Annotated in this window: 10 protein-coding genes; all 10 read left to right on the top strand. The window is 71.9% G+C overall.

Annotated elements, in window-relative coordinates:
- Positions 1-293 precede the first annotated feature (293 nt).
- The 10 genes from HNR20_RS07300 to HNR20_RS07255 all read left to right on the top strand — a co-directional run bounded on the left by HNR20_RS07300 (position 294) and on the right by HNR20_RS07255 (position 13643).
- Positions 294-1460, top strand: coding sequence for an inositol-3-phosphate synthase (locus HNR20_RS07300; RefSeq protein WP_184177593.1), 1167 nt, complete (start codon positions 294-296; stop codon positions 1458-1460).
- A complete protein-coding gene (locus HNR20_RS07295) occupies positions 1444-2298 on the top strand; it encodes an SCO3242 family prenyltransferase (RefSeq protein WP_184177591.1) in 855 nt (284 codons plus the stop codon). The genes HNR20_RS07300 and HNR20_RS07295 overlap by 17 nt, the downstream gene beginning before the upstream one ends.
- Positions 2295-3221: a sugar phosphate isomerase/epimerase family protein gene (locus HNR20_RS07290; protein WP_184177589.1), complete on the top strand. Its 927-nt coding sequence runs from the start codon at positions 2295-2297 to the stop codon at positions 3219-3221. Before HNR20_RS07295 ends, HNR20_RS07290 begins: the two co-directional genes overlap by 4 nt.
- 20 nt (positions 3222-3241) lie before the next feature.
- Positions 3242-3850 carry an EboA domain-containing protein gene (locus tag HNR20_RS07285; RefSeq protein WP_184177587.1) on the top strand — a complete coding sequence of 203 codons (609 nt, stop codon included), beginning with the start codon at positions 3242-3244 and terminating at the stop codon, positions 3848-3850.
- Positions 3851-4708 (top strand): TatD family hydrolase, encoded by an 858-nt coding sequence (locus HNR20_RS07280; protein ID WP_184177585.1) that lies wholly within the window; start codon positions 3851-3853, stop codon positions 4706-4708. It begins immediately after the preceding gene.
- Positions 4708-5907, top strand: a complete 1200-nt coding sequence (eboE, locus tag HNR20_RS07275) for a metabolite traffic protein EboE (protein ID WP_184177583.1) — start codon at positions 4708-4710, stop codon at positions 5905-5907. The genes HNR20_RS07280 and eboE overlap by 1 nt, the downstream gene beginning before the upstream one ends.
- Positions 5904-7319, top strand: a complete 1416-nt coding sequence (locus tag HNR20_RS07270) for an alkaline phosphatase family protein (RefSeq protein WP_184177581.1) — start codon at positions 5904-5906, stop codon at positions 7317-7319. The genes eboE and HNR20_RS07270 overlap by 4 nt, the downstream gene beginning before the upstream one ends.
- Positions 7316-8383: a polyprenyl synthetase family protein gene (locus HNR20_RS07265; protein ID WP_184177579.1), complete on the top strand. Its 1068-nt coding sequence runs from the start codon at positions 7316-7318 to the stop codon at positions 8381-8383. The genes HNR20_RS07270 and HNR20_RS07265 overlap by 4 nt, the downstream gene beginning before the upstream one ends.
- 217 nt (positions 8384-8600) lie before the next feature.
- Positions 8601-11453, top strand: coding sequence for a PQQ-dependent sugar dehydrogenase (locus tag HNR20_RS07260; protein WP_184177577.1), 2853 nt, complete (start codon positions 8601-8603; stop codon positions 11451-11453).
- Positions 11454-11528: 75 nt separating this feature from the next.
- A complete protein-coding gene (locus HNR20_RS07255; protein ID WP_184177575.1) occupies positions 11529-13643 on the top strand; it encodes a ThuA domain-containing protein in 2115 nt (704 codons plus the stop codon).
- The last annotated feature ends 8 nt before the right edge of the window (positions 13644-13651 follow it).

Here is a 13651-nt window from a genome sequence, read left to right as displayed (position 1 = left end):
GCACGGCGGCCTGAGACGCCCGGCCGGGGCACGCCAACGCCCTGACCGGTCGGATGCGGGGGAGGCAGGGTCGAGACGCCGACCCGACCCTGTCTACCAGCCCCGTCTGCTCGCACCCGTACCGGGAACCGGTCCGGCGTCGGCGCCGCCGACGCCGACGCCGGAACCGGTGCTCTCCCGGTGCGGGGCGGGCGGGCGGGGCCCATCCACCCAGGCTGTATCTTTCCGAAACATATTCTGATATTCCTATATTTAGCGGTACCGACGGTTCCTCCTGGATGGGAAGGAGCACCATGCGAACAGGTGTCTGGCTGGTAGGAGCGCGCGGTTCCGTCGCGACCACCAGCATCGTCGGAGGGCTCGCGCTGCGAGCCGGCCTGGCCGGGCCAACCGGTTGCGTCACCGAGCTGCCCGAGCTGCGCGGCCCCGCCCTGCCAGCCTTCGCCGACCTCGTCTTCGGTGGGCACGACCTGGCCACCACCCCGCTCTGCAAGCGCGCGGAGGCACTGGCCGACAGCGGCGTCATTCCCTGGCGGCTGGTCGCCGCGATCCCCGACGAGCTGAACGCGGTCGAGCAGGAGCTGCGACCCGCACCGGTGGGCGCCACCCAGGCGGATCGTGCCGCCGCCGTGGTGCGCGACCTGACCAGCTTCCGCGAGCGGCACGAGCTGGACCGGGTGGTGGTGGTCAACGTCTCCGCCACCGAGCCGGCCCCCCGACCGCACCCCGGGCACGCCGACCCGGCCGCGCTGCGCGCCGCTCTCGCCGGACCGGACGAGGTGCTGCCGGTCAGCTCCCTCTACGGGTACGCGGCGGTGCTGGCCGGCTGCCCGTACGTCGACTTCACCCCGTCCACCGGGCTGCGACTGCCGGCGTTGACCGCGCTGGCCGAGGAGGCCCGACTGCCGTACGCCGGGCACGACGGCAAGACCGGGGAAACCCTGGTCAAGTCGGTGCTCGCGCCGATGTTCGCGATGCGCAACCTGGACGTGCGCTCCTGGTCCGGGGTCAACCTGCTCGGCGGTGGCGACGGCGCCACCCTCGCCGACCCGGCCGCGAACGCGGCGAAGGTGCAGAGCAAGCAGCGGGTGCTCGGCGAGACGCTGGGCTACGTCCCGCAGGGCGGCACGCGCATCGAGTACGTCGAGGAGCTGGGCGACTTCAAGACCGCCTGGGATCTGATCACCTTCGCCGGTTTCCTCGGCACCGGTATGCGGATGGAGTTCACCTGGCACGGGTGCGACTCCGCGCTGGCCGCGCCGCTGGTGCTCGACCTCGCCCGGCTCACCGCCGCCGCGCACGCCGCCGGGCAGGTGGGGCCGCTGACCGAGCTGGGCTTCTTCTTCAAGGACCCGCTCGGCGCGCCCAGCCACTCGCTGGGCGAGCAGTGGGCCCGGCTGACCGACTTCGCGCGGCTTCTGCACGCCGGCGGGGACAGTGCCCATGACCACGCTGGCTGACCTCGCCGAGCTGGTCCGGGCGCCGGCCGCGCTCTCGGTGCCCGGTGACGTGGTCGCCGGAGCGGCGGCGGCCGGCGCGTTGAGCCCGCGTACCCCTGCCCTCGCCGGCGCCTCGGTGCTGCTCTACTGGGCCGGCATGGCCGCCAACGACTGGGCCGACCGACGCCTCGACGCCGTGGAGCGGCCCGAGCGGCCGATCCCCAGCGGGCGGGTCACCCCGGCCGCCGCGGTCGGTCTCGCGGCTGGCCTCACGGCCGCTGGCGTGGGCCTGGCCGCCGCCGTGGGCGGTCGCCGCGCCGTCGCGCTCGCCGTGCCGTTGGCCGCCACCATCTGGGGGTACGACCTGCTGGCCAAGAACACCGCCGCCGGTCCGGCCGTGATGGCTGCCTGCCGGGGGCTGGATGTGCTGCTCGGCGCGTCGGGTGGCCGGGTGAGCAGGGCGTTGCCGGCGGCGGCGACAGTCGCCGCGCACACCTATACGGTCACCGCGCTGTCCCGCCGGGAGGTCACCGGCGCGGACACCACCCTGCCGATGTGCACCCTCGCCGGCACCGCGGTTGTCGCCGCCAGCGCCGCCGTCGTCGCCCCCCGGCGGGTTGCCGCGCTGCCCGCCGTGCTGGCCGGGTGGTATGCCGCCCGCTACGGCGCGGCTCAGGCCGAGGTCGTCCGGGACCCGTCGGCCGGGCGGGTTCGTGCCGCCGTCGGTGCCGGGATCACCGGGCTGCCCGCGCTGCAGGGGGCGCTCACCGCGCGAGGCGGAGCCGGCCTGCTCGGGTTGGCCGTCGCGGCGGCAGCGCCGTTGGGTCGACGGTTGGCCCGGAAAGTCTCCCCGACATGACCGTTCCCCAGCCCCGATCCGCTCCGCCGGCCTCCGACGCCACGACGTTGCGCCTCGGGTACGGCACGAACGGCTTCGCCAACCACCGTCTCGACGACGCGCTCGCCGTCCTCGCCGATCTCGGCTACGACGGGGTGGCGCTCACCCTGGACCACGACCATCTGGACCCGTTCGCGCCCGGGCTCACGCGCCGGGTCGCCACCGTCGGTCGTCGGTTGAACGAGCTGGGTCTGGCGGTGGTGATCGAAACCGGGGCGCGTTACCTGCTCGACCCGTGGCACAAGCACGCCCCGACGTTGCTGCACGACGACCCGACCCGGCGGATCGAGTTCCTGCGCCGGGCCGTCCGGATCGGCGCCGACCTGGGCGCGGAGGCGGTCTCGTTCTGGGCCGGTGTCCGGCCAGAGGCGGTGTCGCCGCAGTGCGCCTGGGACCGGCTGGTGGCCGGATGCGCCAGCGTGGTCGACGCGGCCGACGCCGCTGGCGTCACCCTCGGCTTCGAGCCGGAGCCGGGGATGCTGGTGCAGGACATCGCCGACTGGCGTCGGCTGCGCGCCGCGCTCGGTGACCCGGCCCGGTTCGGCATCACCCTCGACATCGGCCACTGCCGCTGCCTGGAGCCGTGGCCGGTGCCGCAGTGTGTCGCCGAGGTGGCCGAGCACCTGGTCAACGTGCAGATCGACGACATGCGCCGGGGTGTGCACGAGCACCTGGAGTTCGGTGTCGGCGAGATCGACTTCCCGCCGGTGCTGGCGGCCCTGGCGGCAGCCGACTATCGCGGGCTGGTCGCGGTGGAGCTGCCCCGCGACTCGCACGCCGCACCCGCCGTGGCCGCCCGGTCGATCGAGTTTCTCCGCGCCGCCGCACTGGCCGGCCGCACGGAGGACGAGGTGCCCGCAGACATACCTGGGGTGCCTGCGTAGCAGCAAGGGAAGGAGACGGGATGACACCGGATTCACTACGGGCCGCGCTGCGAGGCGTACCCGATCCCGATTGGCTGGACGCGGCGCTGCGCCGGGTCCCGGCCGAGCCCACCGCGATCACCCGACTCTTCCCCGCCGCCGGCCGGCGTTGCGGTCGGGCCGCGCTGCCCGACGCCCCCGGCTGGACCGCCGACGACGCGGCCCGGGTGCTGCTGCTCACCAGCCTGCCCGGCGACCACGCGGCGTACGCCGAGCGCCTCTACGAGCACGGCGACGCGGCCGAGCGCCGAGCGGTGCTGCGGGCGTTGCCGCTGCTGCCGATCGGCGCCGCCGGTGTGCCGTTGCTGCACGACGCGATCCGGACCAACGACACCCGGCTGGTCGCCGCGGCGCTCGGCCCGTACGCCCAGCACCTCCCCCCGGCCGCCTGGCGGCAGGCGGTGCTCAAGTGCGTGTTCAGCGGTGTCCCCCTCGACGGGGTGGCCGACCTGGACGCTCGGGCGGACGGTGAGTTGGCGGCGATGCTGGGCGCGCTGGCCGCCGAACGGCACGCCGCCGGCCGGGAGTTGCCCGCCGACGCCACCGACCTGCTCGACCGGCTCACCGCCGCACTGCCCCGGGAGGCGTGAATGCGTATCTTCGACCCGCACATCCACATGACCTCACGCACCACCGACGACTACGAACGGATGGCGGCCGCCGGGGTCCGCGCGGTGGTGGAGCCGGCGTTCTGGCTGGGCCAGCCCCGCACCAGCGCCGCCTCGTTCGCCGACTACTTCGACTCGCTGATCGGTTGGGAGCCGTTCCGGGCGGGGCAGTTCGGGGTGCGGCACCACGCGACCGTGGCGCTGAACCCCAAGGAGGCCAACGACCCGCGCTGCCGGGCGGTGCTCGACCTGCTGCCCCGCTACCTGGACAAGGACGCGGTGGTGGCGGTCGGCGAGATCGGGTACGACTCGATGACGCCGGAGGAGGACGAGGCGTTCGCCGCGCAACTGGCTCTGGCCGTGGCGTACGACCTGCCGGCGCTGGTGCACACCCCGCACCGGGACAAGGCGCGCGGATGCGAGCGGACCCTCGCCGTGGTCGCCGAATCCGGCATCGACGCCTGTCGCGTGGTGGTCGATCACCTCAACGAGGTGACCGTCAAGCTGGTCCGGGACAGCGGCTGCTGGCTGGGTTTCTCCATCTACCCGGACACCAAGATGACGCCGTCGCGGATGGTGGAGCTGCTGCGGGAGTACGGCACGGATCGGATGCTGGTCAACTCGGCCGCCGACTGGGGTCGCTCCGACCCGCTGCTGACCCGGGCCACCGGCGAGGCGATGCTGCTGGCCGGGTTCAGCGACGACGACGTCGACAAGGTGCTGTGGCGCAACCCGGTGGAGTTCTACGGACAGTCCGGTCGGCTCGACCTCAGCGACCTGGACGTCGTCGCGGCCGTGGACCCGCAGACCGGCAACTCGATCCTGCGCGGCGGCAGCTGATGCGGCTGCGACACGGTGGCGGCGACACCGTCCACCTCGGCTACTGCACCAACGTGCACCCCGCCGAGGACCTCGCCGGCATCCTCGGTCAACTGGACACCTACGCCGTGCCGGTCCGTGAGGCGCTCGGCAGTGACCTGCTCGGGCTCGGCCTGTGGCTGGCCGCCCCGGTCGCCGCCGAGCTGGCCGCCGACCCGACGCTACGCCGTCGGTTGCGCACCGAGCTGGACGCGCGCGGGCTGGAGGTGGTCACCCTCAATGGCTTCCCGTACGCGGCCTTCCAGGCCCCCGTGGTCAAGCAGGACGTGTACCACCCGGACTGGACCACCGAGCAGCGCCTGACGTACACGCTGGATCTGGCCCGGGTGCTCGCCGACCTGCTGCCCGACGACGCCGCCCGGGGCTCGATCTCCACGCTGCCGCTGGCCTGGCGGCAGCCGTGGGACGCCGATCGGGCCGACGCGGCCCGACGCCGGCTGGACCAACTGGCCGCCGGCCTGGCCGCGGTGCAGCGGGACACCGGCCGGGTAGTGCGGGTCGCCTTCGAACCCGAGCCCGGCTGCGTCGTGGAGAGCACCGGACAGGCCGCCGAGCTGCTGTCCGGCGTGGACACCGAGCGGTTGGGCGTCTGTCTCGACCTGGCCCACCTGGCGTGCGCCTGGGAGGAGCCCACCGAGGCACTGGAACGACTGCGGGCGGCCGGGCTGCCCGTGGTGAAGGTGCAGGTCTCCGCCGCCGTCGAGGCGGCCGACCCGGAGAGTGGGGCCGAGGCGTTGCGCCGCTGGGTGGAGCCACGCTTCCTGCACCAGACCCGGGGCGCCGGGTGCGCGGGGCTGGCCGACCCGGCCGACCCGGCGTACGCGGCCGACGACCTGGACGAGGCGCTGGATCGGGCGCTGCCCGGCCCGTGGCGGGTGCACTACCACGTGCCCCTGCACGCCCCACCCGAGGAGCCGCTCGGCTCCACCCTGCCCGTGCTGCGCACCGCCCTGGCCGCGCTCTTCGACGGCCCGACCGCCGGCTGCGACCACCTGGACGTCGAGACGTACACCTGGGGGGTGCTGCCGGCCGCACGGCGGCCCGGCACCGACGCGGAGTTGGCCGCCGGCATCGCCGCCGAGCTGGCCTTCGCCCGCGACGAGCTGGTCGGCCTGGGTCTGACTGCGGAGCAGAACGTGACTGCGGGGGTGACGCGATGAGCCGGCGACTGGTGGTGCTCGACGTGGTGGGGTTGACGCCCCGACTACTGGCGCACATGCCTCGACTGCGGGGGGTCGCCGACGGCGGCTTCCGGGCCGAGCTGGGCACGGTGCTGCCCGCGGTGACCTGCTCGGTGCAGTCCACCTTCCTCACCGGCGAGCCGCCCAGCGGGCACGGGATCGTCGGCAACGGGTGGTATTTCCGGGAGCTGGGCGAGGTGATGCTGTGGCGGCAGCACAACGCGCTGGTCGGCGGGGACAAGCTCTGGCAGGCGGCCCGTCGGGCCGAGCCCGGCTACACCGTCGCCAACGTCTGCTGGTGGTACGCGATGGGCGCGGACGTCAACTGGACGGTCACCCCACGCCCCGTGTACTACGCCGACGGGCGCAAGGAGCCGGACTGCTACACCGACCCGCCGGAGCTGCACGACGCGCTCACCGGCCGGCTGGGCACCTTCCCGCTGTTCACCTACTGGGGGCCGACCGCCGGGCTGCCGTCGTCGCGGTGGATCTGCCAGGCGGCCGAGCAGATCCTGGCCGACGTGTCACCCGACCTCACCCTGGTCTACGTCCCGCACCTGGACTACGACCTGCAACGGTTCGGCCCGTCGTCGGCCCAGGCCGCCGCCGCGGCAGCCGAGTTGGACGCGGTGCTCGGGCCGCTGCTGGACGCCGCCCGGGCCCGGGACGCCACCGTGGTGGTGCTGTCGGAGTACGGCATCACCGACGTGTCCCGACCGGTGGACGTCAATCGGCTGCTGCGCGCCGAAGGGCTGCTGCGGGTGCACACCCAGGCCGGCATGGAATACCTCGACCCGTGGACGTCGAGGGCGTTCGCGGTCGCCGACCACCAGGTCGCCCACGTCTACGTCCGGGACCCGGCCGACGTGCCCGCGGTGGCGAAGCTCTGCGCCGGCCTGCCCGGGGTGGCCGAGGTTCTCGACGCCGACGGCAAGGCCGCCTACGGGTTGGACCATCCGCGCGCCGGTGAGCTGGTGTTGGTGGCCGAGCCGGACGCCTGGTTCACGTACTACTACTGGCTGGACGACGCCCGAGCGCCGGACTTCGCCCGGCTCGTGGAAATTCATCGGAAGCCGGGTTACGACCCGGCGGAGCTGTTCTTCGATCCGGCCAACCCCGGTGCCGCGAAGGCTCGTGCCGGGGTCGCCCTGGCCCGCAAGAAGCTCGGTATGCGCTACCTGATGAGCGCGGTCGGCCTGGACGCCGGCGCGCAGGCGGTGCGCGGCTCGCACGGACGGCTGCCGGACGACCCGGCGGACGCTCCGGTGCTGCTCTGCTCCGACCCGAGCGCCGCCCGGGACCGGATCGCGGCCACCGACGTCAAGGCGCTGCTGCTGGAACTGGCCGGGCTGGGCGCCGGCGGTACGGACGGGTCGGGGGAGGGGGCATGACAGTTACCGTCGCGCCCACCGACGCGAGCGGGCTGCGGGCGCGCTTCGACGCGGAGCTGGCCGGGTTCCTCGAGCGGCAGGGCCCGGACTGGCCGGACGGCGCGCCGCGCGGCGTCTTCACCGCGCTGCAACGGTTCGTGCTGGCCGGCGGAAAGCGGTTACGCCCGCTGTTCTGCTACTGGGGCTGGCGCGGCGCGGGGGCTCCCGACGGCACCCCGATCGTGGTGGCCGCGGCGGCCCTGGAGTTGTTCCACGCGTTCGCGCTGATCCACGACGACATCCTGGACGGCAGTGACCGCCGGCGGGGTGAGCCGTCGGTGCACCGGCTCTTCGCCGACCTGCACGCCCGTTCGTCGTGGCGCGGCGACCCGGAGGCGTACGGCCGCAACACCGCGCTGCTCTGCGGGGACCTCTGCGCCGCCTGGTCGGATCAGATGTTCCACGAGTGTGGGCTGAGCACCGAGCAGGTGCACCGGGGCTACGGCGTGTTCGCGCTGATGCGTACCGAGGTGATCGCGGGGGAGTACCTGGATCTGGTCTCGGGCGTGGGTGACGGCTCGGTGGCCAGCGCGCTGACCGTGATCCGGATGAAGGCCGCCCGGTACACGGTGACCCGGCCGCTGCAGATCGGGGCGGCGCTGGCCGGCGCCGGGCCGGAGCTGATCGCCGCGCTGGGCGAGTTCGGCGACCCGTTGGGCGACGCGTTCCAGCTCCGCGACGACGTGCTGGGTGTCTTCGGGGACCCGGCGGTCACCGGCAAGTCGGTCCTGGACGACCTGCGGGAGGGCAAGCCCACGGTGATGATGGCGCTGGCCCGCAGTGCCGCAGACCGTTCGCAGACCATCCGGTTGCGGGAGCTGTTCGGCAACCCGGCCCTGGACGCCGACGGCGCGGCGGAGCTGCGCGCGATCATCGAGGTGACCGGTGCCCTGGAGCGGATCGAGCAGATGATTCGGGTCCGGACCGAGGCCGCGCTCGCCGCGTTGCAGAGCGCCATGGTGGCCGACGAGGCCCGCTCGGCGCTTGTCGCGCTGGCCGGACAGGCGATCGATCGCCACGCCTGATCGGCGACTTTCGATCAGATCGACGAAAGTTGATGCTGAATCGCCGGAAGGTATGGACACATTGAAACTCCTAACTTAGTGTCGTGACCAACACGACAATGTTTCGTCGAGGTGAACCGGCGGCGCGGTAACCCACGACCCCCACCATCACCGCTCGGCATCCGGCGCGACGGCGCGCGCCCGCCTGGCAGTCATTCGTCAGGAAGGGGCAGCACACATGTCCATGAAGGACGCTCCCAAACATCGATCCCGACGATGGTTCTCGGCTGGATCGGCAGTGTTGCTGGTTGCCGCGGCCGGCACGGTCGCACTCGGCGCCGGCTCGACCCCCGCGCAGGCGCACACGATCGTCGCCAGCGACTTCCAGCAGGTCGAGCTCGCCCGTGGCGTGAACGACATGGGTGAGCCGATGTCGCTAGCCGTGCTGCCGGACCGCTCGGTCCTGCACACCGCCCGCAACGGCACCCTGCGCCGCACCGACGCCAACGGCACCACCTCCGTGATCGGCACCCTGTCGGTCTACACGCACGACGAGGAGGGGTTGCAGGGCGTCGGCGTCGACCCGGGCTTCGCCAGCAACCGGCAGATCTACCTCTACTACGCCCCGCCGCTCTCCACCCCCGGCGGCGACGCGCCGGCCACCGGCACCGACTTCTCCGCCTGGAACGGCGTCAACCGGCTCTCCCGGTTCACCCTCAACGCCGACTTCACGGTCAACCAGGCGAGCAAGGTCGACGTGCTCGACGTACCGGCCAGCCGTGGCGTCTGCTGCCACGTCGGCGGGGACATCGACTTCGACGCCGCCGGCAACCTCTACCTGTCCACCGGCGACGACACCAACCCGTTCGAGTCGTCCGGCTACTCACCCCTGGACGAGCGGACCAACCGCAACCCCGCGTACGACGCACAGCGCAGCGCCGGCAACACCAACGACCTGCGCGGCAAGATCCTGCGGATCAAGGTGAACGCGAACGGGACGTACTCCATCCCGTCGGGCAACCTGTTCGCGCCCGGCACGGCCCAGACGCGCCCGGAGATCTACGCGATGGGGTTCCGCAACCCGTTCCGGATCAGCGTGGACAAGGCCACCGGGGTTGTCTACGTCGGTGACTACGGGCCGGACGCGGGCACCACCAGCGCCACCCGTGGGCCGTCCGGCCAGGTCGAGTTCAACCGGGTCGCCGCGCCGGGCAACTACGGCTGGCCGTACTGCACCGGCACCAACACCTCCACCGAGACGTACAACGAGTGGGACTTCGCCGCCAACACCGGCGGTGCGAAGTACAACTGCGGCGGTGGGCCGACCAACAACTCGTTCCGCAACACCGGCCGGACCACCCTGCCGCCGGCCCAGCCGGCCTGGATCCGGTACGCCGGCGACGCCGGCACCCCGACCGAGTTCGGCGGCGGCTCCGAGTCCCCGATGGGCGGCCCGGTCTACCGGTACAACGCCTCGTCGACCTCCACCACCAAGTTCCCGCAGTCCTTCGACGGGCAGTTCTTCGCCACCGAGTTCGGCCGCGGCTGGATCAAGCCGATCCACGTCAACTCGGACGGCTCCCGGGGCACCATCGACACCTTCCCCTGGGTCGGCAAGCAGGTGATGGACTCGGCGTTCGGCCCGGACGGCGCGTACTACGTGCTCGACTACGGCACCGGCTACTTCAACGGTGACGCCAACTCGGCGCTCTACCGCTTCGACTACGTCGGCGGCGGCAACCGGGCGCCGACCGCGGTGGCCAGCGCCAACCGGACCTCCGGTGCGGCCCCGCTCGCGGTGACCTTCTCCTCCGCCGGCTCGTCCGACCCCGAGGGGGGTGCGCTGACGTACTCGTGGGCCTTCGGAGACGGGACCACCTCGACCGCGGCCAACCCGACGAAGACCTACACCGCCAACGGCAGCTACACCGCCACCCTGACGGTCCGGGACCCGCAGGGTGCCACCGGCAGCAGCAGTGTGCGGATCAGCGTCGGCAACACCGCGCCCACGGTGACCATCAACAACCCCGGTAACGGCCAGCTGTTCAGCTTCGGCGACACGGTGCCGTTCAGCATCACGGTCACCGACCCGGAGGACGGCACGATCGACTGCACGAAGGTCAAGATGACCTACGTGCTCGGGCACGACCAGCACGGGCACCAGATCACCTCGCAGACCGGCTGCTCGGGCTCGATCACCATCCCGGTCGACGGTGAGCACGACGACGCGGCGAACATCTTCGCGATCTTCGACGCCGAGTACACCGACGCCGGTGGCCTGACCACGCACACCCAGCACACGCTGCCGCCGCGGCACCGCCAGGCCGAGTTCTACGGCACCTCGTCCGGGATCAACGTGTTCAGCAAGACCACGGCCGAGGGCGGCAAGACCGTCGGTGACATCAACAACGGCGACTGGATCGCGTTCCAGCCGTACCGGCTGGGCAACGTGACCTCGTTCAACGCCCGGGTCTCCTCGGCGGGTGCCGGTGGCACCCTCCAGGTCCGGGCCGGCTCGGCCACCGGCACGGTGCTCGGCTCGGCCACGGTCCCGGTGACCGGCAGCTGGGAAACGTTCGCCACGGTGACCGGGACGATCAGCAGCCCGCCGACCGGCACGACCACCCTCTACCTGACCTTCGCCGGCTCGGGCACCGGGGCGCTCTACGACCTGGACGCGTTCAGCTTCGTCACCGGAACCCCCACCGGCGGGGGTGGCCCGATCAGGGGCCTCGGCGGCAAGTGTCTGGACGTACGCAACGGTGCCACCGCCGACGGCACGCAGATCCAGATCTACACCTGCAACGGGAGTACGGCGCAGAACTGGACGGTCACCCCGAACTCCACGATCAAGTCGTTGGGCAAGTGCCTGGACGTCTCAGGTGCCGGCACCGCCGACGGCACCAAGATCCAGCTCTACACCTGCAACGGGACCGGGGCGCAGAACTGGGCCGCGCAAGCCGACGGCACGGTACGCAACGTGGCGTCCAGCAAGTGCCTCGACGTCTCCGGCAACAGCTCCGCCGACAGCACGGTGGTCCACCTCTGGACCTGCACCGCCGCCGCCAACCAAAAGTGGATCCTGCCCTGAGCTGAGAGGTGGGGCCCCTTGTTGACGCCTAGTGTTGTACAAGGGGCCCCTCCTAACCGTCATTAGGAGAGCGATATGCGCAGACTCCTGCGACCCGTCCTCGGCGCGGCCCTGGCCGCCCTCGCCGTCATCGCCTGCACCACCCCGGCCAGCCCGGCCAGCGCCGCCGACGCACCGTACGACGTCCTGGTCTTCTCCAAGACCGCCGGATTCCGGCACGACGCGATCCCGGTCGGCATCCAGACCATCCGCGACCTGGGCGCGGCGAACAACTTCACCGTCACCGCCACGGAGGACGCCGCGGCGTTCACCACCGGCAACCTCGCCCAGTACGAGGCGGTCGTCTTCCTCAACACCACCGGCGACGTGCTCAACGCCAGCCAGCAGACCGCCTTCGAGTCGTACATCGGCTCCGGTCGCGGGTACGTGGGTGTGCACGCGGCCGCCGACACCGAGTACGACTGGCCGTTCTACGGCAACCTGGTGGGCGCGTGGTTCGCCTCGCACCCGGCGATCCAGCAGGCCAACATCAAGGTGGAGGACCGGGGACAGGCGGCGACCGCGCACCTGCCGCAGACCTGGACCCGCACCGACGAGTGGTACAACTACCGGACCAACGCCCGCTCGACCGCCCACGTGCTGGCCACGCTGGACGAGTCGTCGTACTCCGGGGGCGGGATGGGCGCCGACCACCCGCTGAGCTGGTGCAAGAGTTACAACGGTGGCCGGTCCTTCTACACCGGCGCCGGGCACACCCAGGCGTCGTACGCGGAGCCGGCGTTCCGGTCCCACCTGCTCGGCGGCATCCGGTACGCCTCCGGTCGGAGCAAGGCCGACTGCCGGCCCGAGACCGGCTACACCCCGATCTACAACGGTTCGACGAGCGGCTGGTCGCAGGCGGGCCCGGGCAACTTCACCAACTCCGACGCCACCCTGACCTCGGTGGGTGGCATGGGGTTGTTCTGGTACAACGCCAAGCAGTTCACCAACTACTCGTTGAAGCTGGACTGGAAGCTGGCCGGTGACGACAACTCCGGCATCTTCATCGGCTTCCCGCCGTCCACTGATCCGTGGTCCGCAGTGGACAACGGCTACGAGATCCAGATCGACGCCACCGACGCCGCCGACCGCACGACCGGGTCGGTCTACACCTTCAAGTCCGCCGACACCGCGGCCCGCGACGCGGCGCTGAACGCGCCGGGGGAGTGGAACACCTACGAGCTGCTGGTCGAGGGTGAGCGGCTGCAGATCTTCCTCAACGGAGTGAAGATCAACGACTTCACCAACACCAACCCCGTCCGCTCGCTGGCCGGCCACATCGGCATCCAGAACCACGGCACCGGTGACGACGCCTCGTTCCGCAACGTCCGGATCAAGGAGTTGGGCACCACGCCGCCGCCGACCGGGAACACCACGATCCAGGCCGAGGCGTTCAGCTCGGCCAACGGCGTCACCCCGTTCACCAAGGCGGGCGCCAACGGTGGGCAGACCATCGGCTACATCGACCCGGGCGACTGGGCCGCGTACAACGGTGTGAACCTGACCGGGGTCACCTCGTTCACGTCCCGGGTCGTCTCCGGCGGCGCGGGTGGCACCATCCAGGTGCGTACGGGCTCGGCAACCGGCCCGGTGCTCGGTTCGGTCGCGGTGCCGAACACCGGCAGTTGGACCACCTTCGCCAACGTCACCACCGCGCTGTCCAGCGTCCCGTCCGGCACCCAGAACCTCTACCTCACCTTCACCGGTAGCGGCACCGGGCTCTTCGACGTGGACGACTTCACCCTGGTCAAGGGGAGCGGGGGCACTCCCGGCGTCGGTCCGATCAGGGGTCTCGCCGGCAAGTGTCTGGACGTGCGCAACGGCGGCACCGCCGACGGCACCCAGATCCAGCTCTACACCTGCAACAGCAGCACCTCGCAGACCTGGACCGTGACGTCGGGCTCGACGATCAGGGCGCTCGGCAAGTGCCTGGACGTCTCCGGCAGCGGCACCGCCGACGGCACCAAGATCCAGCTCTGGACCTGCAACGGCACCGGGGCGCAGAACTGGGCGGCCCAGTCCGACGGCACCCTGCGTAACACGTCGTCGGGCAAGTGCCTCGACGTCTCCGGTAACAACTCGGCGGACAGCACCGTCGTGCACCTCTGGACCTGCCTCGGCGCGGCCAACCAGAAGTGGACCCTGCCCTGACCGACTGA

The sequence above is a fragment of the Micromonospora parathelypteridis genome, assembly GCF_014201145.1.
Lineage (GTDB): Bacteria > Actinomycetota > Actinomycetes > Mycobacteriales > Micromonosporaceae > Micromonospora > Micromonospora parathelypteridis.
Note: the sequence above shows the minus strand (reverse complement) of the source record. Positions and strands in the feature narration are given on the sequence as shown.